Genomic DNA, 23,945 nt, shown 5'->3' with positions numbered 1-23,945 from the left:
AATTCAAGCAGGGTGGGGCGCAAGCCTTCCCGGGCAGTGGCCAACTGAAGTCGGATGACAAGGCCTTGCGGGATCTGCGAAGCTATGTGCTATCTTCAACGTATCCCGAAGCGGTTATTACCAATGGACCCAACGCAAGGAAAGCGAGCGAGCCAAACGCCGGAAAGAGCTGGAGCGGCGCATAATTCTTGTCCTCCGACAGGTATGTTTGTGTTGTTGGGGGCGGCTGTCGGGTGACAAGAACATTATAACATTCCCGACGGTTCGAAAAGGAGCATCGCAAAAATGCAGGCGCAGCGGCAGTTGTTGTTTTTACGCTAAACGGAGTTCCAACTTACTGTTCATCTTTTAATTCCTGAGTATCTGAGAATCCTTTTGTACATCGTTTTGTTCTTCAAAGTGTTAAAGATGCTCATATCAGGCTGTGTATTAATCTCCAAGACCCAGGGATTCATTTTATGATCAATTGCTATATCAACTCCGAATGCTCGTTTACTTCTATAACTTTTATTAAGAACAGCACTTGCATTTTTCCCTAAACTCTTAATTTTTTGAATGTACTGTTTCCGTGATTCATCATTCAGATGTGACTTGAGCAAGGTATCTATAGGTAAGGGAGTTCCACCCGAATGATAATTTGTTACTATTTTATTTCGTTTCGCTTGTCTTCCAATAATCCCAGTAACATCCAACATTCCTTTTTTATTCTTTTGTACCATAACTCTGATATCAAACGGACGATTTTTGTATTTTAACAATACAATTCTTTCTTGAACAATATATTTATCTCTAATTAATTTCCTTTGAATCGAATGAAATAAAACATTTAATGAGTTAAAATTACGTACATTCGATCCGGTGCGTAAAACAAAGCTATTTTTTTCCTTAGTAATTTTATATATCCCATGACCGCCTGTTCCCTCATCAGGTTTTAAGTAAACTGATCCATACAATTTCAGCATAGTTTTAATGTTAGACAAGGTTGCTTTTCGAGTGTCCGGCAAAAATGAGCTTATCATTTTATATTTCTTCATGAAATTATACTTTCCCAATTTTCCCATTTTATATTTTACCTTTTTCACACGATCAACCTCCAATTGCTTTAAGCTTGTTTTGTGAATCAAAGTGGATCTGGAATAGCTAGGGTTTTCGTTTCAACTGAAGTGATTCGGTTCTTCTCTTCGACAAAAGCGACCTTAGGTTCAAGGGCGGCTATTTCAGATTCGTCCATCAGCCCCAAGCTTAAGATGATCACGATATCGCCAGGCTGGAACAGGGGGCAGGGGGACCGTTCAAACATATTTTTCCTGAGTTTTCGGCCGCTGGGAGCGCATACGTTTTCCAAATGTTCGCTTCTATCATGAGTCCAGTGTCGATCGTAATGCTTCCGACATAATTTAGATCAGCTTCCGTCACGTGGCTCGGTAGATATTCCCTTTATGCATCAATCGAAGCATTGATCGGTCTTCTAATACGAAAGTATTTACCATATACATACGCTTCAGCATTGGCGCTGGACTGTGCGGTTACCTATTTGATTGTCTACGTTAGTCAAAAGTCACAGCTCTTGCTTGTCAGCAATATAAAATAAACAGATGATAAAGCATTGTATTTGAATTGTAAAAATATAGGCAGGGCGCAAGAAATCAATTACAACCAGGGATCCTGAGATCTTTTATAACCCCATCAACCACGCAGCCCTTTAAATGGGAAACGGAAAACTTTTACATACATTCGGCAGTGCGGGAGTACGATTGCTTGCTGATTTGAACTCGGCTGGAGTTCGTATTAGTTTATGTTCTATGATGAGAAATGAACAGGGCCTTGAATTTCTCAATCGTAGAGATTCAAGGCCCTTTTATTCTATTAATGGATGAAGGAGGCTGCAGTACAAGTAACGTTCACTTTGCGTTAGCGCTGATGTGCCTATCAGACCGTAATTTGATACCACAATCAATAATGAATATTACCAGTGTGTTGAATGCTCGCTTCCGGGATTTGTTCAACCAATTTAATCTATCGGCCATGGAGGAATTCTTGCCATCGCATGTGGAGCAGTACGTAACGGGTCAAATTTTGCCTGAGCATTCGGATCGACAACGGCAATCAATTTTGACAGGCTAATGAGTTTGAAAAGTTCCAATAACTGAAAAAACGGTACAAGGGGAGAAAAAGTGAGGTAGCCGTGCTTCTTCGGCAGCTCGTTGAACTAACTGGCAGTTTTGCGCAACATTGTTGTCTTCAAAAAAATTCAAATTTCCACTTGAACCTTACGTAACGTAATGATTTATAATGAACGTAACAGCAGGATGAAACGCGGGCCAACGGCCAAAAAAATCGAACCAAATAAATTCGAAATCGGAGGAGAAACGGACATGAGAAAACTCGTATTGTTCATGCATGTGTCGTTGGACGGGTATGCGTCGGATTCGAACGGAGGACTCGATTGGATTCCGTACAACGAGGAATTAGAGAAATACGCCGAGGAGATCGTAGCCGAAGTCGGAGCTCCCGTTTACGGACGCACGACATATCGCATGATGGAGAGCTACTGGCCCACGATGCTGGACAATCCGAATGCGTCGAGGCACAGTATGGAGCATGCCAAATGGGTGCAGGATGTTAAGAAGATCGTCATTTCCGGCACAATGGACAAGGTGGAATGGAACAATACGATGCTGATCAAGGACAATATCGCAGACGAAATCAAGGTACTCAAGGAGCAGCCCGGCAAAAATCTCGTTATCTTCGGCAGCCCGGGAGCGGCGAAGACGCTGCTTAAGCTCGGCCTGATCGATGAATTCCTGCTTACAATTTGTCCGGTCGTCCTGGGCGGCGGAAAATCGGTATTCGACGGCGGCGGCGAGAAAATCAGGCTCAAGCTGCTGTCCAGTCGAACGCTCAAGTCGGGCATTATCGCGGCCCGCTATGAGTTGGAGAAATAGCCGTACAAGGTGTTCCGCTAACGGGTACGAGGGCTGCTGTCGGGTGACAAGAACATATATCGTTTGCCGATTTGGGACAACAACATGTATTGTTTCCCACAGTTGAGAGAAGTTATCAACGGCATTAATATAGACTTGGAATCTCAGTCAGGGGCAAAATCGCCACTTCCACTGGTAGAAGCGGATTACGAAGTGCCTGAAGCAGCAATGTTTATTAACGAGACAAAAATCACTATTTGGTAAGTTAATAGCCACAATGCGGGTAACCCTCGCCTTGTGGTTTTTCATTATACTTCTGTGTTCGTTCCGTTAGTTCTGGCGGTGAACCAACACTTGAAATATTTGATCCTGTGACTAGAAATAGTGATAACAAAGTTAGTTGAATCTTAAGACTCTATTCCAACCTCTTGAGGACGGACAGCCGAGCAGCTGTCCGGTTTTTACCGTTAGATTGCGTTCTTTGGATTTCGGAAGCTCCCTCCTGAGCAGGAGGATTATGCGTGTACTTTATTGTCATACCTTTCCTTCAGGCGCTTTATGTCTGCTCTTGGAGGAGAACCGAACATACGGGAATATTCACGGCTGAATTGTGATGGGCTTTCATAGCCTACCCGGAATGCGACATCAGCGGCATCCGCTGACTCGGATAACAAAAGGCGCCGGGCTTCCTGCAATCGCAGCTGTTTTTGAAATTGAATAGGGCTCATAGCGGTTACCTCTTTGAAGTGCCTGTGAAACGAAGAAATACTCATACTGGCTACTTCTGCAAGCTCTTCAACTCGCAAAGGCTTATCACAGTTATTGATAATTTGTTCGATAGCTTCCCTGATTCGATAGGTGCTGCTTCCTTCCATTGCGATTTGTGCCAGCGTAACCCCATATGGCCCTTGCAAAAGCCTGTATAGAATTTCCCTTGTATAGATAGGTGCAAGGTACGGAATGTCATTGGGATTGTCAAGCAAACGAGCTACTCTGAGTATCGCATCCAGTATAGGTAACTCTATCTGACCGACAAACATAGCACGCTTAGCATTTTCTTTCGGGGTTATTTGAATTTCAGAGTCATTTAAAACCTCTAAAATTTGATTCTGTGTAAATTCAAGTTTGAAACAGACATACGGAGCGTCGGAAGAAGCCTGCATGACCCGGCCGATTACCGGTAAGTTCATGGATGAAATAAGATAATCGGCTGGACCATACTCAAAACGCTCTTGCGCCAGCAATATTTCTTTCACACCTTGAGCTATGAAACATAAGCAAGGCTTGTAAACTCCGTAGACTGCCCTGGTCACATTAGAGCGGTGAATAAAAAATATAGATGGGATATTTGTCTGGTAAACTCCGTCCTGTCCCGAATGACGCGCAATCAGTTTGGCGAGCTCTTCCTGCCGTTTTAGTATTTCTTCAGACATAGGCGCCTCCTTGTGTTATATCCTTTTCAATTATAAAGCATATACGCTTCTTGCGTAAGAGGTGTTGAGAGAATTAGGCAATCATTTAAGACAAATAGGATAACGATCCCTTTTTAATTTGTTGCATAATAAAATTATATTTTTATGAAGGTGCAATGCTTTTGCAATTGAACAACCATCTGATGTAGCTACTTTAATGAGATGATTATTCGTCCTTCACATCAAGAACGGTAATTTGGGATAACCATGAAAGGAAAGTAAAAACAATATTGGGAGAGGTGAATTATTATGAAAAATCGTTCTTTAGGACATACCGGATTAAAAGTAACGAATTTGTGTCTGGGCACGATGACTTTTGGCAATCAAGCTGACAAAAAAACCTCCTTCGAGATTCTTGATAAGTCGTTCGATGCCGGTGTGAATTTTATCGACACAGCAGACGTGTATCCCATCGGGAGGGCTTCCTATGCCGTCGCGGGTGCAACCGAGTCGATTATAGGAGAATGGCTAGAGGGGAAACGAGACAAAGTGGTGCTGGCATCCAAGTGTTTCGGCGCGATGGGACCTGGAGCAAATGATCGGGGGTTAAGTAGGAAGCATATCATAACCGCCGTTGAGGATAGCCTTCGCCGCCTAAAGACAGACTATCTCGACCTCTATCAAGCTCACCAATTTGACCCGAGCACTCCCATGGATGAAACATTACGTGCGTTTGATAATCTCGTTGAGCAAGGTAAGGTCCGTTACATAGGAGTATCCAATTGGCGTGCTTGGCAAGTGGCAAAAGCCAATGGAATTGCAGACAGAAAAAATTACGCCCGCATCGTGAGCATTCAGCCGCGCTACAATCTGTTGTTTCGTATGATTGAGGAAGACTTGGTTCCGATGGTACTTGATGAAGGACTTGGCATTATCAGTTACAACCCACTTGCGGGAGGCATGCTCACGGGCCGCTATACGAAAAATGCAAGTGTCGAAGAGGGGACTCGTTTCGGACTCGGAAACAATGCGGGTTCGTTGTATCAGGAACGTTATTGGCAAGAGGCGCAATTCGACGCTGTTGAACGATACCAATCTTGGTGCCGAGAGAACAATTTTGATCCAGTCACGACGGCCTTGCGCTGGGTTACACAACAACCGGGAATCACATCCGCAATCATTGGTGCAAGTCGTCCAGAGCAATTGGACGCGAGTCTTCGTGCTGCTGACATGGATGAATTAACATTAACAGAACAGGAACTGGCATGGCTCGATGGACTGTGGTTCTCATTGCCTCGTCGTCGCGAGTTTAGTTAAGAGCACTTGAGATATCCGAAAGACCATTTTCTTTCTTCACATTAGTGAGGGCGATGAATTTTACAACAAGCGGGCTAACTAGCTTAGTAAAATTGATATTTATGCTCTTAATTGAATGAACCAATATTATTTGAGAGCGAGGAACTATCAAATGGAATATGTGAATCTCGGAAATACAGGCTTAGATGTGTCCCGAATTTGTCTTGGTTGTATGATACGGCGAATATATATTCAGATGGAACAAGCGAGGAAATTGTTGGACGAGCGCTAAAGGATTATGCCAACCGGGATGAAATTGTCCTCGCTACGAAGGTTTGGGGGCGTATGCACCAAGGTCCAAATGGTGCAGGGCTATCCCGAAAGGCAATCATGAGTGAAATTGATAAAAGCCTCAAGAGATTGGGAACCGACTACGTTGATTTGTATCAAATCCATCGTTGGGACTACAATACGCCCATCGAAGAGACCATGGAAGCTATGCACGACGTGGTCAAAGCTGGCAAAGCAAGATACATCGGTGCTTCAGCGATGTATGCGTGGCAGTTCCTAAAGGCACTTCATGTGGCAGAGAAAAACGGATGGACACGGTTTGTATCCATGCAGAACCATTTAAATCTCATATATCGTGAAGAGGAGTGCGAGATGCTGCCACTTGTAGGGAAGAAAAAATCGGTGTGATTCCATATAGTCCGCTTGCATCAGGAAGATTGACGCGTGATCGTGGGGAAACAACTCATCGCTCCGAAACCGATCAAGTTCAAAAAAGAAAATACGATGCGATGGCAGATGCTGATCAATCTATTGTGGATCGCGCGGCGGAACTGGCAAATAAACATGGAGTTCCCCGATCACAAATCGCACTTGCTTGGTTGTTGCAAAAACAACCGGTAACAGCACCTATTGTAGGGGCAACGAAGTCGAAGTTGACTCACCTTGAGGATGCGTTAGGTTCACTTTCGGTGAAGTTAACACCTGAAGAAGTTGCGTATTGGAAGAACCGTATGTTCCTCATCCAGTAGTTGGAGCAAACTGAAAAATGACAAGAATTTGTTCCGATTGTTGAGACACCAGAAGACTTAACAGGTCCAACGACAAAATTTTATTCGTGATTAATTAAAAACAAATATTAATAAAGGAGAAATCGGTATGAGGTACGTAGAATTAAACAATGGTGTGAAAATGCCAATTTTGGGATATGGTGTGTTCCAAATTCCAGATCATGAACAATGTGAAAGGTGTGTACTGGATGCAATAGAGGTAGGTTACCGCTTAATCGACACTGCTCAGGGCTACGGCAATGAAGCGGCTGTAGGAAAAGCTATTAGAAAATGCGGGGTTCCAAGAGAGGAATTATTCATTACTACAAAGATCTGGATTTCCACTTATGGATACGAAAATGCAAAAAAATCTATCGAAGGATCATTAGAAAGACTTCAGCTTGATTATGTAGATTTATTATTAATTCATCAGCCGTTTAATGATTACTATGGAACATATCGTGCAATGGAAGAACTAAATAAGGAAGGAAAATTGAGAGCAATAGGTGTAAGTAATTTCTATCCGGACAGATTAGTCGACCTGATAAAATACAATGAAGTTGTTCCAGCAGTAAATCAGGTTGAAACACATGTATTTAATCAAGAAGTAAAGGCTCGAGAAATTATGAAGAAATATGGAGTGCAAATCCAGGCCTGGGCACCTTTTGCGGAAGGAAAAAACAACTTATTCAGTAATGAAACATTAAACGCAATTGGAGATAAATACAATAAATCCAGTGCTCAAGTCGCTTTGAGATACTTGATCCAAATTGGTGTATCAGTGATTCCTAAAACGGTGAATAAGGAAAGAATGAAACAGAATATTGATGTATTTGATTTTGATTTATCAAATGAGGATATGGATGCCATTGCTGCTTTAGATAGAGGAGAAACTTTGTTCTTTTCACATTATGATCCTGAACACGTTGAACGTTTAACCAGCATGGTAAGAAAGTTTTAATATATAGTCCAACGCAAGATACATTCCTTCCGCACAGATTATTCGGCGTGAAAATTAGGCAAAACTTTGACGCTGTGAATGTACAGGGGCGGACAGTTCAGCCGTCAACAAACTGAAGACATTGATAGAGCATCCCTCGTGTCTTTGAGCTGCGTAAGCTAACCAACCAAACGTACAATCAAGCAATTTATGAGAAACTTAATAAACTCCAAAATGTTATACTTGGAAATAAAGGGTTTTCATGAAAAGGAGGACAATTACGATGGCAAATAATACAACCTTGAGGACTTGTAAAAATGGTCACAACTACTATAAAAGCTCTGATTGCCCAACATGTCCTATATGCGAGGCAGAAAGAGTGATCGAGAGTGATTTTCTCTCCAAGATAGGTGCACCTGCCCGAAGGGCTCTTGAACGGAACGATATTACCTCACTCCAACGCCTGTCAGAGTATGCTGAGACGGATATCTTGAAGCTACATGGAGTCGGTCCGAGTACGATTCCAAAGCTAAGAATCGCAATGGAGGAGTTTGGTTTATCATTTAAGAAATCGAAATAACATGTCGATCAGATTAACCGTTACTCCAGCTTCGATCACCAGAAATATACTGCCTAAAGAAAAAATCTCAGAATCGTATCACAAGTCATTAAGTTAACGGGTAACTTGTCTGCTACTAACTTATGAAACAGCAGCAATATTGACCTTGGACAATCCGGTATAAAAAAATCGGCCCAGATTGACTGGACCGTGGCACATGCCGTTACAAAACTTTTTTAGCAACATATGGAATATAGCGGTTCGTATACCTGACTAATTTGCACCTGCCCATGTATTCTTTCGTGGATGTTTTTTGAGTATGAGAATTTACATTTTTTCTCCTCACACAAACATAATTATATTTCGACACGGAATAAATTTTATATCCTTTTTTTCTGCATCCGCTCAAAAAAGCAACATCACTTCCATGCAGCTTTTTTTCATTAAACTTTACATTATTCCACACAGATTTCTTAAACATCAACGTACCGCCCTTAATCATGCCCCGATATCGGTTTTGTCCGCCTCCTCTATATAACATAAGTGCTTTTTTGGGTTCAAAATATATAAAGCAGGCATTTTTCCCAATGACGGGAACGTTTTGTCTACGCATTTTATTGACGGACTCTACCAAATAGTAGCGGCCATAATAATCATCATCATCGAATTTTGCTATAATGCTATGTTTTGCCCTCTGAATGCCAAAATTTAAACATTTGCCCAGCTGATATCTCTGAGGGACTTGATAAACAGACACATTCTTATATTGGCTTGCTTTTCTTCTCCACTTATTAATGTCCATGTCATCCCGGTTTAAAACAATGATCATTTCTTTATTTTTATAACTTTGCCGTTCATAATTCGCGAATACATTGTTCATAAATGAAGGCCGCTCCGTACAAGCGATAATGGAAACCAACGTTTACCATCCCTTTCGTCCCATAGATTAAATTGAACTAATTACTATTTTTGGAATTAATATATGTAATCATCTTTACAGAGTAACGGCGGCTGTTCCCGTTTGTAACCCAATCCATTGTACCGGTTTCGACATAAGCTAAAGGAGCAACGGAATGTGAAAGGAACGTACACCCTGGCACAACTGGGATTGGTGAATGAGTATCACTTCGTGGTACAGCCCATCGTTGCCGGACGTGGCCCCCAATTGTTGGGGGGAATTCGTGATCGACTGGACCTGAAGCTGACCGGGACCAAACCTTTCGGCTCTGGCATCGTGCTGCTCCGCTACACACCCTTTCGTTGACTGCTTGGCTGATAACCGCGGCTTGGCACTGATACGGTGGAGCAGGAGGTCAATACGATGAGCGAAGGAAACAGACAACCCTACATCAGTTTGTTAAGCTAACGGGGAACGATAGCTCAAACATCAGGAGAAGGCTGCGGGTCGACTCCGTTTTTTTGACAGCCGTTCTGCATACATGATACTTTAACTTTGAATTCTTACATTGTGAAAAGTAAGGGGGAGTACTTATCTATGTATGAACAGAAAACAAAAGAAACCGACAGCAGCGTCATTGAGTTTATTGAGAATGTCGAAAATCTTAAGAAGCGTGAGGACGCCTACAAATTGTTAGATACATTCACCGAAACGACAGGTTACCCAGCGAAGATGTGGGGACAGAGTATCATTGGCTTTGGTTCGTATCACTACAAATACCAATCTGGTCACGAAGGTGACGCACCGTTAGTTGGCATTTCACCTAGAAAAGCCAAGATCAGTCTGTATTTTGCGACAGGCGACACGGAGCGAGATGTGTTATTGCCGAAGTTCGGAAAACATACTTCAGGGAAAGCCTGCGTCTACATCAACAAAGTAGCCGACATTGATGTTGATGTATTGAAGGCATTGATTAGCCAATCTGTAAAGTTTCTGAAAGAGACTTACCCAAATGGCGATATGAAAGAATAACCGCTAAACTAAACGGATACGATAGTTCAATAAAACAACTAAGACGCGGCTGCCGTATAGATCGGCAGCCGCATTGTGTGGAATAACCGGGAGCAGATTGCCGTGGCAATTGCTCCCTGGTTTCGTTGAAGTAATGGGCAGCCAAACAACAGGTGAAGGTTACTTGTCCGGGGAACCGAAAGAAATGATTTCCTGTCTGCCTGAGGGCATACCGCTAGAGGGCATACCGCCGAATGGCATACCACCAGAGGGCATACCACCAGAGGGCATACCGCCAGAGGGCATACCGCCGAATGGCATACCACCAGAGGGCATACCCCCGAATGGCATACCGCCGAATGGCATACCGCCAGAGGGCATACCGCCGAATGGCATACCGCCGAATGGCATACCGCCAGAGGGCATACCGCCGAATGGCATACCACCAGAGGGCATACCCCCGAATGGCATACCACCAGAGGGCATACCCCCGAATGGCATACCGCCGAATGGCATACCGCCAGAGGGCATACCGCCGAATGGCATACCACCGAATGGCATACCACCGAATGGCATGCCACCGAATGGCATACCTCCGAACGGCATACCGCCAGGAGGCATACCTCCTCCAAAGCTTCTTAAAGGTTGACTATTCACATATTCTCCTCCATTCATAATTTAGAAAATAGACATTTGACTATGTATTGTATGATCAATGTCAAATTCCGTTCGTTGAAAAATGTAAAATAGGCTTGAACCAACAGAGCCAATCAGGATTTCAGGTTTATAAACGGATAACGATAGCGCCATCAAACTGTTACGTGGCAACGATATACAGCTTCGTTAAGCTATTGGGCAGTATACGTAAGTGCGCAGAAGTGAGTTTGTTATGGTGCGAGAGGCATTAATTAACAGAAAAACAAAAGAAACAGAAATTAAACTGGAGCTTAATCTCGATGAATACAGTGAAGGCAACATCAACACAGGAATTGCAGTAAATTCAACATCGTACGAGACACTCTAGACATCACCCCAAGTAAGTAGATACATACTTAACGGGAACGATAGTTGAACAAAACAAGGAGCAGTACTGCCGCGGCAGCTGCTACTTGTTTTTATTAAGCTATTAGGCAGGATTATTTAGTAATCGTATGGAATATATCGGTAATCAGGTCTGTGTAAAGGAGAAGAAAAGTGATGATTGATATTTTAAAGCTTTTTGCGGCCTTAGCTTTGGGCTACCTTTTAGGCAGCCTTAATACAGCGGTGATTGTAGGGAAAATATACGGCAAGGACATACGAAGCCATGGAAGCAAAAGCGCCGGGCTTACCAATACTCTGAGAGTTCTTGGGAAATCAGCTGCGGTGTTTGTTCTTGCGGGAGATATATTAAAAGGAATAATTGCTTGTTTTATAGGCTTGTTCCTTGGAGTTTACTTTTATTCAGGAGAGGCTAATGATTGTGTAAGCCTTTTAGCGGCAGGCGCAGGAGCCGTGATAGGGCATAACTGGCCAGTATATTTTGGGTTTAAAGGAGGCAAGGGAGCACTTACAGCAGTGGCTGTGCTGTTTATGGTTGACTGGGTTATGGCCCTTTTGTCCCTTGGCCTTTTTGTGATAATAGTAGCCTTAACCCGCTATGTTTCTTTAGGCACAATATGCTCTACATTGCTTTTTGCGGCCATTTCATTTATTCCCGTTTTTGGGAATACCTTATATTTTTATATATTTGCATGCCTAATGGCGTTTATGGTTATTTTCAGGCATATGGGAAATATACAAAGGCTGCTTTCAGGAACAGAAAATAAACTTACTTTTTGACTTTTTCGCTGCGTTGGTTGTAAATGAGGGATTCTAGCTGTCTATTTTATTGAGGTAAGGTCCACAGTCAATTTTTCCAAAAATCATTAAGCTAACAGATAATGATAGTTGAATAGCAAAATAAAGAGCAGGTGCCGCGGCAGCCTGCTTGTTTTGTTGAATGAAAGGGCAGGATAGCGGGACTGTATCGCGAATCATGGTAGGAGTAACAAATGTTACAGGAGGAGGCTGCGGCATGTTGAAGCTATTCGAGTATAACTGGCAAGTTCGCAAAGATTGGTTTGACTGGTGCGATAAGGTGAGCGGGGAAGAGTTGTTGAAAAGACGCGTCGGCGGCATAGGAGGCATCCTCCCCACGCTGCACCACATTGTGGCTGTCGAGTATGGTTGGATATGTGGTGGAATACAAGAAAAAGCGGTTGACATCCCTCCGTTCGAGAAAGTGGCCGGTTTGCAGCAAATTAAGGATTTTTCCGCCCGCTGCCACTTGGAGGTCGCTCTATTTGTTTATGATTGGAATGACAGTCTGGAGGATCGCATTATGATTGATATTACGGATGAAGGGGAACGGGAAGCCCATAAATACGGTGAAGTTATGCGGCACGTGATCGCTCACGAGATCCACCATATCGGTCAATTGTCCATATGGTCGCGAGAAATCCGAAAGAAGCCGGTTACTGCAAATTTGATAGGCAGAGGGTTATTCGATATTTAATGTCGAAAGCATAATAAATAAATAGAACGCGGTTTCCGGCATGGATCGGTAGCCGCGTTGCGCTAACGGAAGTTATGCGTAACAACCCATTTGTTCTAAATTAGTGGTATAATCTAGTAAATTAATGAGGAGAGCGTTCCCGTGGATGATAACGTTGAAATTGTAAAAAGATTTTATGATGAAACCGTACATTACGAGTGGAATCGGTTGGATCGCCACAAAGTGGAGTACGAGCTTAGCAAACGATACATGATCCGATACGTTAAGCCGACAGACCGCGTATTAGACCTCGGAGGCGGACCAGGGAAGTATTCACTCTACCTTTCAGAACTTGGCTGCGATGTAACACTTGCCGACCTTTCTCAAAACAATGTAGAATTTGCGCTGAATAAGGCACAAGAGCTTGGATTGCCTCTTAATGCTATTTGCGCAGATAGCCGTGATTTAACGGCTTTTAATGATGGATATTTTGACCACATACTATGCATGGGACCGATGTATCATCTAAAAGAAGAGAACGACAGGGTAAAAACGATAAACGAATGTTTGAAAAAATTAAAACCTAATGGGCTTCTTTTCGTATCATTTGTCTCTTCTTTTTCATTCGTTTGGGATTATCTCATTCGCAATCCAGGTTTGATTCTCAAGGAAGAAAGAAAATCAGAACTCAATATTATTCGTGATGACGTTAATTTTGCCGGGCATGGATTTACGGAGAATTTTTATATCCGCCCAACGGATGTACTTCCATTTTTTGTAAATTCGAACTTGAAAAACTACATATGGTGAACTGCGAAAGCTTTTTATATTTACGAGAACCTGAACTTCTTGCACAATCACCTGAAGTAATAAATGCTTGGTTGGACTTGGCAGAGCAAGTATCTGAACGTGATGACCTAATGAGTTTAGCTGAACACTTCATGTATATTGGAAGAAAAAAGGATGCGGGGTCAATTAAATGTTAAGCTAAACGGGTACGATAATACAATAATGCACATCAGGATAAAACTGCCGCTTTGAAAGGCAGCTTTGTGGACGCGTGTCTAAAGAAATATTAAACGTATTGTAGATATTTTTTTGGTATGTGTAATTCTGATTGGTTTATATTTAGGTTATTTTATATTTTTTGATAAACCTGTTGTTTCTGGTCAAATTGATTCACTCGATAAGTCTATCTAACATAACTAGTCCCATACATGTGAAAGCAAACAGCCCCTCCACCGTTTGATGGAAGGGATCAACTCAAAAAATGCTTTTGAACAGTCTACGCTCGTTTACACTGTCACAAATCAGATCCTTACGTTGTTATATGTGTGAAAAATGTAAAGGAGATGAACAGAGATGAACGACTTGACGTGTATGATCATTGGAGGCGGCCACGCAGGGCTTGGGGCGCTCAAAGCAATAAAGGAAGAGACCCGGGGCATGGCGAACGGACAGCGTATTCGGTTTGTTCTGATCGACAAGCAGCCCGGTCACGTGCGCAAAGTGATGTTGTTCCGGCCGGCCGCAGGCGGGGAAGAGATTATGGTTCCCTGGACGCGTTATTGTTCAGAAGGAGTCGAATTCTTGCAAGGTACGGTTACTTCCGTAGATAGCGAGGCAAAACGGATTCGATATACGGATGCGCAAGGAAATGATGCCCGAATTCATTATGACCTTTTAGTCGTAGCGGTCGGAAGCATTGTTCGTCGACCGGATCCCGAGAAGGGAGGGATCGCCTTGACCGACCCGCAAGCGGCGGCAGACATCCGGGAGCGCTGGCGTGACAATCTGCGGAAGGCTGCCGCCGAGACGAACCCTGAGGAACGAAAGCGACTAATGACAATCGCGGTTGCGGGGGCGGGTATCAGCGGCATCGAGTCGTCCGCCGAGCTGGTGATCGCCATGCGGAAGGAATCGGCGGCACTAGGACTGAACCCATCCGATATCTCCGTCTATTTGTTAAATGCGAACGAGCGGCTGTTCCCAGAAGGGCCGGAAAAAGCTGGACGAAAGTTGGAGATGACGCTCAGAGAATGTGGAGTGACAGTGCTTCACAATCGTAAGGCAATGCGGGAGCAAGCAGGAGTGTTGACGTTGAGCAATAGTGATCGTCTGCCGGCTGGCCTATGTATATGGACGATTGGTCTGATACCGAATCCGGCCCTCCGCAGCATGGGCTTGCCGCTTACTTCTGATGGTCAAGTGCTGGTGGATGAATGTTATCGCGTCCAAGGGATGTCGGGCGTATACAGCATTGGCGATTGTGCGAGAATCGTCGATCCGAGTACCGGCAAGGCAGATCAGATGACGTGCAAAGAAGCTGGGCCGCAGGCGTTAAGACTGGGAAAAATCATGATGGCTGATCTGGAGGGCCGTTCCGCGCCGGTTCACAAATCGTTTTTGGATACCTTCGGCATCGGCCTTGGGCAAAATCGCGGGTTGATGTGGGTACGCAAATGGGGACTTGATATCATCATAACGGGGAAGCTTGCGTGGAAAGTCAAAAAGCTGGGATGGGATTTTGCTAGCTGGCTCCGATAGAAACAAAAGGACCAAGTTGATATATGTCTAATAGCTCGGAGAAGGTGAGACGGCGGATGGAGGAACTGTACGATCAATATAGAGCGCTTCTGTTCACATTGGCTTATCAGTTGACTGGCTCCGCGGAAGACGCGGAAGATGCGGTGCAGGATGTATTTGTTAAGGCGTGCGACGTACATCCCGAACGTTTGGAGGAGCCGAAAGCGTATTTGTGCAAGATGGTAACCAATCGCTGCCTCAATCTGCAAAAGTCGGCGAGGAAGAAGAGGGAGATGTACGTCGGTCCCTGGCTCCCTGAACCGATTCGGACGCCGGAGGCGGATCAGCTCGAGATGACGGTCGTCCGCCGCGATCTGCTATCTTACGCTATGCTCGTACTACTCGAGCGGTTATCTCCGACAGAGCGGACAGTTTTCGTCCTGCGTGAGGCGCTGGGCTTCGATTATCCCGAAATAGCCGAACTGCTGGGCAAGCAAGAGGCGAATTGCCGCAAATTAATGAGCCGGGCAAAAAGCAAGATGGGAATATCCGAAGATGAGCCAGTCGCGGCCGAAGCGGTCGAACATGAATGGGTTAGCCGGTTCCTCGCATCCCTCGAGCAAGGTAACGTTGATCATGTGATGTCTCTGTTGACCGAAGACGTCATGCTCGTCGCTGACGGAGGCGGAAAAGCAACCGCGTATAAGCGTCCGATACAGACTCGCGATCATGTGGCCAGAGCCCTGCTCGACGGATTCCAGAGCATAGGGAATTATCAGGAAAGACTTCACCTCGAGGCTGCTCATTTAAACGGTGAAAACGGTATAGTAATTCGTTCGAAGGACGAAACTTTGGCCGCTATATTTATACATCTCCGACTCGGAAAGATTGCCAGATTGTATGCCGTACGAAACCCGGATAAGCTTGCCCGGATTTAGTCAGTCGACTGCGGATTTTTCCAAGTCTCCTTCAAAGTTAAATAATTTACAAAGTAAGGGCCATCCCACAAAGGATGGCTCTAATGCTTGCCGTTAAAGACAGCGCGGAGAACCGTATCACAAACATAAGCCAAGGATCATTAAGCTAAAGGGATACGAGAGTTAAGTGACGAAAGGGCTGCCGTGTGGCAGCCCTTCGCTCAACTTTCTGGCAGATTTACTCAACAAACTGGCACGAAAGAACGGCTGATTAAACGGGCCCATGCAAGGTTTCCCATTCGTTCGTTTCCGATGTCACAAATCAGAGCCTTACATTGTTATATGTGCAAAACGTAAAAAGGAGCTGTGGAAAGATGAACGACTTGACATGTATAATCATCGGAGGTGGCCATGCAGGGCTTGGAGCGCTCAAAGCAATAAAGGAAGAGACCTGGGGCATGGCGAACGGACGGCGGATTCGGTTTGTTCTGTTAGACAAGCAGCCAGGTCATGTGCGCAAAATACTGTTGTTCCGGCCGGCCGTTGGCGAGGAAGAAATAATGATTCCCTGGACGCATTATGGGTTTTCAGAAGGAGTCGAATTCGTGCAAGGTACGGTTACGTCAGTGGATAGTAGGGAAAAACAGATTCGATATGAGGATGCGCAAGGAAATAATGCCCGAATTCGTTATGACCTTTTAGTCGTGGCGGTCGGTAGCGTCGTTCGGCAACCGGATCTTGATCAGGGTGGCATTTCTTTAACCGATCTGCAAACCGCGGCAGTCATCCGGGAGCGCTGGCGCGCCAACCTGCGGAAGGCTGCCGGTGAGACAAATTCTAAAGAACGTAAACGTTTGTTGACGGTCGCGGTTGCGGGAGCGGGCATCAGCGGCATCGAGACGTCCTCTGAACTGGCACTTGAGATGCAGAAGGAAGCATCGTCTCTAGGACTAAACCCGTCCGATATTTCTGTCTATTTGGTGAGTGGACAGGAACGATTGTTCATGGAAGGACCCGAGAAAGTTGGACGAAAATTGGATCAGATACTCAGTGAATGTGGAGTGACAGTGCTTTACAACCGTAAGGTGATGCGGGAGGAAGCAGGAGTGATGACGCTCAGCAATGGCGATCGTCTGCCGGTTGGTCTATGTATATGGACGATTGGTCTGATTTCGAATCCGACCCTTCGCACGATGGGCTTACCACTTACTCCTGATGGCCAAGTGCTAGTGGATGAATGTTATCGCGTCCAAGGGGCACCGTGCATATACAGCATTGGCGACTGTGCGAGAATCGTCGATCCAAAAACCGGCAAGGTAGCTGCGATGAGGTGCGCAGAAGTAGCGATACAGGAAGATCGACTGGGGAAAATCGTGATGGCCGATCTGGAGGGCCGCCCCGCGCCGATTCACAAATCGGCGCCGTTGGATCTATTCTGCATCGGCCTGGGGGAAAATCGCGGATTGGTGTGGGGACGCAAATGGGGACTTAATATAATTGTAACGGGAAAACCTGCGTGGAAATTCAGGAATGCTGCATGGGATGCAGGCAGTAAGCTTCGACAAAAAACATGAGACCAAGATTGCATTATGTCTAACAGCCCAGAGAAGGTGAGGCGGCGGATGGAGGAACTGTACGATCAATATAGAGCGCTGCTGTTCACGCTGGCTTATCAATTGACAGGGATGACCAGAAAACCATTCAACGATCCTACTGGAGCCAGATTGAAATACAAATGGTATCAAATAACGGCGTGATGGCACGCATGGTTGCCGCAACTGACAAAGGAGAACGAAACAATGAAAAAGTACATACTCTTCGATCATGATGGTGTTCTGGTTGATACTGAATTCTGGTATTACAAAGCGGGAGAACGCGCTCTGGCTGACATTGGATTTACCTTGGATAAAGATCAATACCTCCGCGACATGACCCAGTCATTGGGCACTTGGTCCCAAGCTAGGGCGGCAGGTATTGATGAACAGACCATCAGTAAGCAGCGTGAGGTCCGTAACGTCTATTATCAGGAATATCTAAAAACAGAAGCCATAGAGATTGAAGGCGTAGTTGAAACTCTAGCCGAACTGTCAAAGTACGTCCGCATGGCCATCGTGACGACTGCAAAACGTGCGGATTTTCAACTTATTCATGAACAGCGCCAGATTAGACAATTCATGGAATTCGTCCTTGTTCGCGAAGACTACGAGCGCACCAAGCCGCACCCGGAACCATACTTGACCGGCCTAAAGCGCTTCGGAGCTACCAAAGAAGAGACCCTGGTTGTAGAGGATTCAAACAGAGGGTTGAACTCAGCGGTGGCGGCTGGTATCGACTGTGCTATTGTCCATAACGACTTCACAAAAACACATGACTTTTCACAGGCCAGCTATCGAATCAAGGCTCTGATTGAACTAAAGGACATTATCCTGAATGTAACCGGCTCGTGATAGTAGATTAAAGGTTCGCCAATAGAAGGTGAGCCTTATTTGAAGGGCTGCCAAAGGAACTTGACTATATGACACCAAATATGTAAGAGGACAAGAACATACATCCATTCGAATCAATATGCGAAAACAGGCTACACACAGACACATAGGCTGTCGGTCAAAAACGGATTACTTTGTTAGACTCTAACGGGACACGATAGTGCAAAAACAAGGGAGACAGATCGCCGCGGCCGGCAACAGTCCCTTGTTTTATTGAAGCAACTGGCAACGCTAGTGGAAGGTTAAGGGAGCAGTTCGCCGCGGCTGGTAGCAGCTCCCTTTTCATTAAACTAAAGGGCAGGTTACTGTAATAGATTATTTAGAATTATCGGCGTATACTGCCATCGCTTCGCGCATGAATGCTGCCAGACCGTCACCAAACTGGTCGATGTTTTTAGTGAACCGTCCATCATCCACATACAGTTGCCCTAATCCTTTGAAAGCTTCGAGCGAGTAGTAGTGGCCCTTGCTATTCAAAAATTGATACCATTCACCAATTGCCGCTTGAGCTTCTTCTGATTCAGGGGCGCAGTTCCGAACGGCCGCAATTTATTCGAAAATCGCAACCATTTCTTCAGTCATTCCTGCTTGTTCTTCCCTAGACAGGCTTCCAATTGAAGCGTTAGCCTTGTCGACGGCCTCATCACCCCAACGTTCCCGTGCTTCCTGTTCGTATGGGTTATGGCTAAAATCAAAGCCTTCAAATTTCTCTTTGTTTGACATTTGAATCTCTCCTTTCGTGTACCGTATTGTCTTATCAATCGTCGCTATCATTTTATCAAGGTGGGCACGTTTATCGAGTAGCATCTTTCGATGCAATTCCAACGCTTCCAGTCGATCGAATGACGGGTCGTTGATAATCTCACTAATTCTTTTTAGCGGGAGGCCGATTTCTCTAAAGAACAGGATTTGTTGCAGCATCTCGAGATTGGTGTCGGAGTATAGGCGATAACCGGCGTCTGTTACCTGAGCGGGTATTAACAATCCAATTTCATCATAATGGTGCAGCGTACGGACGCTAATACCGACTAAATCTGCTACTTCTTTTACCCTCAATTGTTATGACCTCCTTCAACACCGATTATAGAGTATCACGCAACGTGAGAGTCAACGCCAAGATTTCATCCAGTCAGAAGAAACCACGAAAATGTTGGGACTCTAGAGGATGAAGACATTAGAGAAGCTATATTTGGTGCCATGCAAGGAAGAGGAGTGTTTCGGAGATTTAAAGATGGAATTAGGTGTATTCATATATAGTGGAGGAATGAAGAGCTTGATTGCGCTAACGGAGAAGAAAGGGTGACATTTTCGATATTGAAAAAGTTAATTACGGTTACGCTTCTTGGCTTGATTAGTATAGTAAGTATACAAAACAAAATCCCCAAATTAGTAGAAAAGTAAAGGCGTATGTAATGGGCTTTGAATTGGAAAAGAAAAAAGCAACAGCCCATGGGATTAATAAATTCCCAATGTATGTTGCCGCTGTAACCATAAGGAGCTAGCCGCCGAAGGTGGGGAGATCATTGGGGGGGAGTCGTAACAAGGTAGCCGTATCGGAAGGTGCGGCTGGATCACCCCGGGGATGACCCTTACTACTCGCGATTGGAGTGTTCCTTTTGAAACAAATTGACAAGAATATTATCCCATTCCCGACGATGGTTACATAACATCGTAATGACGAACGAAAAGATTATTCCGACCAACTTCTTTAATCGATCATTTGGTTCAGAGTTATTACGGGTACGGGAGTCTGGAGATGGAACCGATCCATCGCCGTACCAGGCTGTGGGCCGCACTGCAGTCGCTCAGCAGCGGCACATGGAGAGGCAACATCTACGATGTGAAACGGATCGTTCAAGCTCTGGAGACGGGAAAAAGGCGTTAGTCTGGATATAGAACCGGCAAAAAGCGGCTCTGAACCGGGGCTGCTTTATCGTTCTTTCGGGATTTCACGCTCTGCGCAGCTTCTGTATCCGCTCGGGGTCATGGCGGTCCAGCGCTTAAATTGGCGGCAGAAGTGGGCGCTTGTTTTATACCCAAGCATCATGGCTATATGATCAATGGATAGGTCCGTCTGAAGCAACAGACGCTGGGCCTCGCTTAACAAAATTTCCGACATATATTTTCGGGGAGCTTTCCCGTAAACCTGTTGAAATATCCGATTCACATGGGACGGACTCAATTTTAAGGATTCGGCTATATCTTGGACGAATGTTCTTTCGCTATCTTCCATTTGGCGATGAAGCAGGCTGCTACGGATCGAATTCTCAATATATTCGGCGATGCGGCCGGCCAGCAATTCCTTTTTCGTAAGCACGACGTTGTCGGTTTGTGACAGCTGCTCCACCAAAGTTCCCAAAAGCTCAAACACGGCTGCGTACACCTTCATGCTTTTTGCGGCGGAAAGCGATCGACTCCTGTTTTCAGTCGCAAGATTGCATAAGTCCGTTAGAAAGGGGGCCAATTCCTTGACAAGGGGAGAAGCTGCTTCGTAACAGGCGGCTTGATGGCGCTCAAGCTCCTTGGAGAAAGCGGGATCGGCTACGCTGAAATGCACGCAAAAATAAGTGAAGCCATGCGAGGCTGCCGACTTGCACGAATGGATGATTCCCGGACGTATGAGAAGCAGGTCTCCCTTTTTTTGATCGTAAATCTGGCCTTCAACGACCATCTGCATGTCCCCTTCGATCATCCAATGAAGCTCGTACATAGGGTGTTCATGGGATGGATATGTCCACCGGGAACCCACTTCGCGAACATGCAGCCCCATCAGATGAAAGGACATTCGAACATCGGGAAGCCTGCCCAGTTCAACGGAATCAGCGATCATTACAAACATAGTATACGTCCCCCTTATTCATCCGATCTATTCCCAATCCCATTATACAGCGTTTTCAATTGCGAGGAAATGCAAGAAATGGGTAATTGTTTTTCGCGATTAGCGCATCGTCAACTCCGCTGTAATGGTGGTATGTTAGTATTATCAATCGCCAAAGGCAACAAAAAATCTATTCGCAAGGCGTCATCAGCATATTATGGCTGGAAGAATGAATCCATGCAAAGAGGGCGGCAGTTTAAGCTTATAAAGCTATCCGGTTCACTTCCCTCAATCTTGTATACTAGGGTACTAGTCATCCTGATTTTGTTTGGAAACGCTTGAAGTATGAATGGCGGCTCGTCTTTCCGCGGGCGGGAGGGTCTTATGAGTATTCAGATTGACGCTTTAAGAGACAAAAGAGGACTCATACGGGATTTCGTTTACGAAACCTTGAAGAAAAACATCATGGAGCTGAGACTCGAGCCGGGGCGATTTATCTCGGAAAAAGAACTGGTCGAAATGCTCCAAGTGAGCAGGACGCCGATTCGTGAAGCATTGGTTAAACTCACTCAGGAGGAATTAATCGAAACCACTCCTCAGAAGGGCTCTATCATATCGCTTATCGATTTGCAGCATGCGGAAGAATCCCGGTTTGTCAGAAAAACTTTGGAATCCGCCGTTGTTCGGGAAGCATGTGAGCTGCTCGGCAAGGAACAGGTGCTTCATCTGCAAAATCTCGTCTCGCTGCAGGAACTGTGCGAATCCGAACAGAATTACGGGCGTCTGTTTGAGCTCGATGAAGAGTTTCACAAAGCGATTATGATCGGCTGCGGTCGGGCCCGTACGTGGGGACTTATTCAACAAATAGCAACGCATGACAATCGCATCCGGTTTTTACGGCTTGCTTCCGATTCCGACTGGCAAATCATACTTGCCCAACATCATGGAATTGTTCGCGCCATCAAGGAGAAGGCTCCCGACCAAGCGGAAAAAATATTAAGAGATCATTTGGAGCTGGTAGTGATTGAAAAAGAATATTTAAAACAAAAGTACGCCAAACTTTTTAAATTTTAAATAAATCTAAGGAGTGATAGACGATGATTAAAGTAGCTGTTATCGGGACCGGCGGAATCGCAAATTCGCATCTGGAGGCGTATGTGTCCTCGTTTAAGGGAAGATGCCAAGTCGTTGCGTTATGTGACATTTACGAGGAAAAGGCAGTCCGGTATAAAGAGAAATTTCAGCTCGACTGTAGGGTCGAACAAGACTACCGTGAACTGCTGGACAGCGATATCGATCTGGTGTCGATCTGCACCCCGCCGTATACGCATGCTCAAATCGCTATCGACTTTTCGCGTGCCGGAAAGCATGTATTGGTAGAGAAGCCGATGTCTTCTTCCTTGGAAGAATGTGACCGCATGCTGGAAGCGGCTTCAGAGTCGAAGCGCATTTTGTCCGTAATTGGGCAAAATCGGTTCAGGGATCCGATCATGAAGCTGAAGCGCACGCTCGACACCGGAAAGTTAGGCAAAATCATACATGCACAAGTCGATTCCCACTGGTGGAGAGGGCACTGCTATTACGATCTGTGGTGGAGAGGCACTTGGGAAAAGGAAGGCGGAGGCTGTACGCTGAACCACGCCGTTCATCATATTGACATGCTGCAGTGGATGATGGGGATGCCGGACAAAGTCCATGCGGTGATGAGCAATACGTCGCATGATAACGCGGAAGTCGAAGACATTTCCATAGCCATTCTTTCTTACGGCAACGGAAGCCTGGCGCAAATTACAAGCTCTGTCGTGCATCACGGAGAGGAACAGCAGCTTATATTCCAAGGGGAAAAGGCAAGAATTTCCGCACCCTGGAAGGTTTATGCATCCACCTCCAAGGAGAACGGATTTCCGTTTCGGAACACCGCGCTCGAGGAGGAGCTTGAGAACACGTACAACAGCATGGCAGATCTCCCTTATACCGGGCACGCCGGACAAATCAACGATGTGATGTATGCGATCGAAAGCGGATCGCTGAAGGTACTCATTGACGGCCGTGAAGGACGCAAAACGTTGGAGCTGATCACGGCCATCTATGAAGCGGCGGCTACAGGCAAGAGCGTAAGCCTGCCTTTAACTAAGGACAGCCTGCTCTATTCGAGAGACAGCTTGCTCGCGAACGCTCCGCATTTTTACGAGAAGACCTCGTCGGTAGTTTCCTTCTCGAAGAACGAGATTACGCTCGGCAGCGATTATAAGAAATAACACAAAACAGGAGATGAATGCTATGCAAGCACAAGACGCATGAATCGCGCCCCGAAAGGAAAGCCGGCCTGGTTTGTGAAAAGGAAACGAAGACGGCTCTTTAACCGTCCGGTCTCATAAATTTATAACCCATACGCCAATGAGGAGATTCGGAAAGCCTGAAGATCTTATGGGCACGTTATTGTGGCTTGCGGACGATAATATGTCCGGTTTTGTAACCGGTATCACGGTGCCGGTAGACGGCGGGTTTATATCCTACTCGGGATCAGCACCACTGACTAGTGGTAGGGAAGCGAGCTCAAGCTGCAGCTGCTTTTTGAACAGGCT

21 protein-coding genes and 4 pseudogenes are annotated in these 23,945 nt (G+C 45.3%); 19 read left to right on the top strand and 6 right to left on the bottom strand.

Annotation, left to right across the window (positions count from 1 at the left end; all coding sequences use genetic code 11):
* Nucleotides 1-341: 341 nt before the first annotated feature.
* Both E1757_RS28285 and E1757_RS28280 read right to left on the bottom strand, forming a co-directional pair.
* Nucleotides 342-1,082, bottom strand: a complete 741-nt coding sequence (locus E1757_RS28285) for a YheC/YheD family protein (RefSeq protein WP_246079605.1) — start codon at nucleotides 1,080-1,082, stop codon at nucleotides 342-344.
* 38 nt (nucleotides 1,083-1,120) lie between these two features.
* Nucleotides 1,121-1,457, bottom strand: a pseudogene (locus E1757_RS28280) (aspartate 1-decarboxylase).
* 918 nt (nucleotides 1,458-2,375) lie between these two features.
* Between E1757_RS28280 and E1757_RS28275 the strand changes: the two are divergent.
* Nucleotides 2,376-2,945: a dihydrofolate reductase family protein gene (locus tag E1757_RS28275; RefSeq protein ID WP_133234534.1), complete on the top strand. Its 570-nt coding sequence runs from the start codon at nucleotides 2,376-2,378 to the stop codon at nucleotides 2,943-2,945.
* A gap of 494 nt (nucleotides 2,946-3,439) precedes the next feature.
* Here E1757_RS28275 and E1757_RS28270 read toward each other — a convergent pair whose 3' ends face one another.
* Nucleotides 3,440-4,357 (bottom strand): AraC family transcriptional regulator, encoded by a 918-nt coding sequence (locus E1757_RS28270; RefSeq protein ID WP_133234532.1) that lies wholly within the window; start codon nucleotides 4,355-4,357, stop codon nucleotides 3,440-3,442.
* Between the two features lie 288 nt (nucleotides 4,358-4,645).
* On the opposite strand from E1757_RS28270, the gene E1757_RS28265 reads away from it, so the two are divergent.
* The 4 genes and pseudogenes from E1757_RS28265 to E1757_RS28250 all read left to right on the top strand — a co-directional run bounded on the left by E1757_RS28265 (nucleotide 4,646) and on the right by E1757_RS28250 (nucleotide 8,210).
* On the top strand, nucleotides 4,646-5,653 hold the full coding sequence (locus E1757_RS28265) for an aldo/keto reductase (RefSeq protein WP_133234530.1): 1,008 nt from the start codon (nucleotides 4,646-4,648) through the stop codon (nucleotides 5,651-5,653).
* A gap of 151 nt (nucleotides 5,654-5,804) precedes the next feature.
* Nucleotides 5,805-6,686 (top strand): annotated as a pseudogene (locus tag E1757_RS28260) (aldo/keto reductase).
* Nucleotides 6,687-6,799: 113 nt separating this feature from the next.
* Nucleotides 6,800-7,651 (top strand): aldo/keto reductase, encoded by an 852-nt coding sequence (locus E1757_RS28255; protein ID WP_133234528.1) that lies wholly within the window; start codon nucleotides 6,800-6,802, stop codon nucleotides 7,649-7,651.
* Between the two features lie 262 nt (nucleotides 7,652-7,913).
* Entirely contained in the window at nucleotides 7,914-8,210 is a 297-nt protein-coding gene (locus E1757_RS28250; protein ID WP_133234526.1) for an RNA polymerase alpha subunit C-terminal domain-containing protein, read from the top strand.
* A gap of 202 nt (nucleotides 8,211-8,412) precedes the next feature.
* On the opposite strand, the gene E1757_RS28245 is transcribed toward E1757_RS28250, so the two are convergent.
* Nucleotides 8,413-9,108: a glycosyltransferase gene (locus E1757_RS28245; RefSeq protein ID WP_281282547.1), complete on the bottom strand. Its 696-nt coding sequence runs from the start codon at nucleotides 9,106-9,108 to the stop codon at nucleotides 8,413-8,415.
* Nucleotides 9,109-9,264: 156 nt separating this feature from the next.
* Here E1757_RS28245 and E1757_RS28240 point away from each other — a divergent pair, with 156 nt between their 5' ends.
* From E1757_RS28240 to E1757_RS28195, 10 genes are all read left to right on the top strand, one after another.
* The gene (locus tag E1757_RS28240; RefSeq protein ID WP_246079604.1) at nucleotides 9,265-9,453 is read left to right on the top strand and encodes a dihydrofolate reductase family protein; all 189 of its coding nucleotides are present in this window, start codon (nucleotides 9,265-9,267) and stop codon (nucleotides 9,451-9,453) included.
* A gap of 231 nt (nucleotides 9,454-9,684) precedes the next feature.
* Nucleotides 9,685-10,119, top strand: a complete 435-nt coding sequence (locus E1757_RS28235) for a DUF1801 domain-containing protein (protein ID WP_133234522.1) — start codon at nucleotides 9,685-9,687, stop codon at nucleotides 10,117-10,119.
* A gap of 1,176 nt (nucleotides 10,120-11,295) precedes the next feature.
* On the top strand, nucleotides 11,296-11,919 hold the full coding sequence (gene plsY, locus E1757_RS28225; protein ID WP_133234518.1) for a glycerol-3-phosphate 1-O-acyltransferase PlsY: 624 nt from the start codon (nucleotides 11,296-11,298) through the stop codon (nucleotides 11,917-11,919).
* A gap of 235 nt (nucleotides 11,920-12,154) precedes the next feature.
* Entirely contained in the window at nucleotides 12,155-12,634 is a 480-nt protein-coding gene (locus tag E1757_RS28220; RefSeq protein WP_133234516.1) for a DinB family protein, read from the top strand.
* A gap of 141 nt (nucleotides 12,635-12,775) precedes the next feature.
* Entirely contained in the window at nucleotides 12,776-13,423 is a 648-nt protein-coding gene (locus E1757_RS28215; RefSeq protein WP_133234514.1) for a class I SAM-dependent methyltransferase, read from the top strand.
* Nucleotides 13,424-13,975: 552 nt separating this feature from the next.
* The gene (locus E1757_RS28210; protein ID WP_133234512.1) at nucleotides 13,976-15,160 is read left to right on the top strand and encodes an NAD(P)/FAD-dependent oxidoreductase; all 1,185 of its coding nucleotides are present in this window, start codon (nucleotides 13,976-13,978) and stop codon (nucleotides 15,158-15,160) included.
* A 56-nt stretch (nucleotides 15,161-15,216) separates the two neighbouring features.
* Nucleotides 15,217-16,077: an RNA polymerase sigma factor SigJ gene (sigJ, locus tag E1757_RS28205; protein ID WP_133234704.1), complete on the top strand. Its 861-nt coding sequence runs from the start codon at nucleotides 15,217-15,219 to the stop codon at nucleotides 16,075-16,077.
* Nucleotides 16,078-16,430: 353 nt separating this feature from the next.
* Nucleotides 16,431-17,630 carry an NAD(P)/FAD-dependent oxidoreductase gene (locus tag E1757_RS28200; protein WP_133234510.1) on the top strand — a complete coding sequence of 400 codons (1,200 nt, stop codon included), beginning with the start codon at nucleotides 16,431-16,433 and terminating at the stop codon, nucleotides 17,628-17,630.
* Nucleotides 17,631-17,678: 48 nt separating this feature from the next.
* The gene (locus E1757_RS36990; protein ID WP_281282546.1) at nucleotides 17,679-17,813 is read left to right on the top strand and encodes a hypothetical protein; all 135 of its coding nucleotides are present in this window, start codon (nucleotides 17,679-17,681) and stop codon (nucleotides 17,811-17,813) included.
* 42 nt (nucleotides 17,814-17,855) lie between these two features.
* Nucleotides 17,856-18,503: an HAD family hydrolase gene (locus tag E1757_RS28195; protein WP_133234508.1), complete on the top strand. Its 648-nt coding sequence runs from the start codon at nucleotides 17,856-17,858 to the stop codon at nucleotides 18,501-18,503.
* 354 nt (nucleotides 18,504-18,857) lie between these two features.
* Here E1757_RS28195 and E1757_RS28190 read toward each other — a convergent pair.
* Nucleotides 18,858-19,598 (bottom strand): annotated as a pseudogene (locus E1757_RS28190) (MerR family transcriptional regulator).
* A gap of 700 nt (nucleotides 19,599-20,298) precedes the next feature.
* On the opposite strand from E1757_RS28190, the gene E1757_RS36985 reads away from it, so the two are divergent.
* Nucleotides 20,299-20,427, top strand: a complete 129-nt coding sequence (locus E1757_RS36985) for a hypothetical protein (RefSeq protein ID WP_281282552.1) — start codon at nucleotides 20,299-20,301, stop codon at nucleotides 20,425-20,427.
* A gap of 45 nt (nucleotides 20,428-20,472) precedes the next feature.
* Here the strand turns inward: E1757_RS36985 and E1757_RS28185 are convergent, their stop codons facing one another.
* Nucleotides 20,473-21,381 (bottom strand): AraC family transcriptional regulator, encoded by a 909-nt coding sequence (locus tag E1757_RS28185; RefSeq protein ID WP_246079603.1) that lies wholly within the window; start codon nucleotides 21,379-21,381, stop codon nucleotides 20,473-20,475.
* 363 nt (nucleotides 21,382-21,744) lie between these two features.
* On the opposite strand from E1757_RS28185, the gene E1757_RS28180 reads away from it, so the two are divergent.
* The 3 genes and pseudogenes from E1757_RS28180 to E1757_RS36675 all read left to right on the top strand — a co-directional run.
* The gene (locus tag E1757_RS28180; protein ID WP_133234506.1) at nucleotides 21,745-22,434 is read left to right on the top strand and encodes a GntR family transcriptional regulator; all 690 of its coding nucleotides are present in this window, start codon (nucleotides 21,745-21,747) and stop codon (nucleotides 22,432-22,434) included.
* 23 nt (nucleotides 22,435-22,457) lie between these two features.
* Nucleotides 22,458-23,618, top strand: a complete 1,161-nt coding sequence (locus tag E1757_RS28175; protein WP_133234504.1) for a Gfo/Idh/MocA family protein — start codon at nucleotides 22,458-22,460, stop codon at nucleotides 23,616-23,618.
* Between the two features lie 85 nt (nucleotides 23,619-23,703).
* Nucleotides 23,704-23,883: pseudogene (locus tag E1757_RS36675) on the top strand (SDR family oxidoreductase); the annotation flags it as partial.
* Nucleotides 23,884-23,945 lie beyond the last annotated feature (62 nt).

The sequence above is a fragment of the Paenibacillus piri genome (assembly GCF_004354045.1).
In the GTDB taxonomy this organism is placed as follows: domain Bacteria; phylum Bacillota; class Bacilli; order Paenibacillales; family NBRC-103111; genus Paenibacillus_S; species Paenibacillus_S piri.
Note: the sequence above shows the minus strand (reverse complement) of the source record. Positions and strands in the feature narration are given on the sequence as shown.

Excerpts from the sequence above, each read along its gene's own strand:
- E1757_RS28175 (WP_133234504.1), top strand. The coding sequence starts at position 22,458 with ATGATTAAAGTAGCTGTTATCGGGACCGGCGGAATCGCAAATTCGCAT.
- E1757_RS36990 (WP_281282546.1), top strand. The coding sequence starts at position 17,679 with ATGGAGGAACTGTACGATCAATATAGAGCGCTGCTGTTCACGCTGGCT.
- E1757_RS28235 (WP_133234522.1), top strand. The coding sequence starts at position 9,685 with ATGTATGAACAGAAAACAAAAGAAACCGACAGCAGCGTCATTGAGTTT.
- sigJ (WP_133234704.1), top strand. The coding sequence starts at position 15,217 with ATGGAGGAACTGTACGATCAATATAGAGCGCTTCTGTTCACATTGGCT.
- E1757_RS28270 (WP_133234532.1), bottom strand. The coding sequence starts at position 4,357 with ATGTCTGAAGAAATACTAAAACGGCAGGAAGAGCTCGCCAAACTGATT.
- E1757_RS28195 (WP_133234508.1), top strand. The coding sequence starts at position 17,856 with ATGAAAAAGTACATACTCTTCGATCATGATGGTGTTCTGGTTGATACT.
- E1757_RS28185 (WP_246079603.1), bottom strand. The coding sequence starts at position 21,381 with ATGTTTGTAATGATCGCTGATTCCGTTGAACTGGGCAGGCTTCCCGAT.
- E1757_RS28200 (WP_133234510.1), top strand. The coding sequence starts at position 16,431 with ATGAACGACTTGACATGTATAATCATCGGAGGTGGCCATGCAGGGCTT.
- E1757_RS28265 (WP_133234530.1), top strand. The coding sequence starts at position 4,646 with ATGAAAAATCGTTCTTTAGGACATACCGGATTAAAAGTAACGAATTTG.
- E1757_RS28250 (WP_133234526.1), top strand. The coding sequence starts at position 7,914 with ATGGCAAATAATACAACCTTGAGGACTTGTAAAAATGGTCACAACTAC.
- E1757_RS28255 (WP_133234528.1), top strand. The coding sequence starts at position 6,800 with ATGAGGTACGTAGAATTAAACAATGGTGTGAAAATGCCAATTTTGGGA.
- E1757_RS28220 (WP_133234516.1), top strand. The coding sequence starts at position 12,155 with ATGTTGAAGCTATTCGAGTATAACTGGCAAGTTCGCAAAGATTGGTTT.
- E1757_RS28180 (WP_133234506.1), top strand. The coding sequence starts at position 21,745 with ATGAGTATTCAGATTGACGCTTTAAGAGACAAAAGAGGACTCATACGG.
- plsY (WP_133234518.1), top strand. The coding sequence starts at position 11,296 with ATGATTGATATTTTAAAGCTTTTTGCGGCCTTAGCTTTGGGCTACCTT.
- E1757_RS28210 (WP_133234512.1), top strand. The coding sequence starts at position 13,976 with ATGAACGACTTGACGTGTATGATCATTGGAGGCGGCCACGCAGGGCTT.
- E1757_RS36985 (WP_281282552.1), top strand. The coding sequence starts at position 20,299 with ATGGAACCGATCCATCGCCGTACCAGGCTGTGGGCCGCACTGCAGTCG.
- E1757_RS28275 (WP_133234534.1), top strand. The coding sequence starts at position 2,376 with ATGAGAAAACTCGTATTGTTCATGCATGTGTCGTTGGACGGGTATGCG.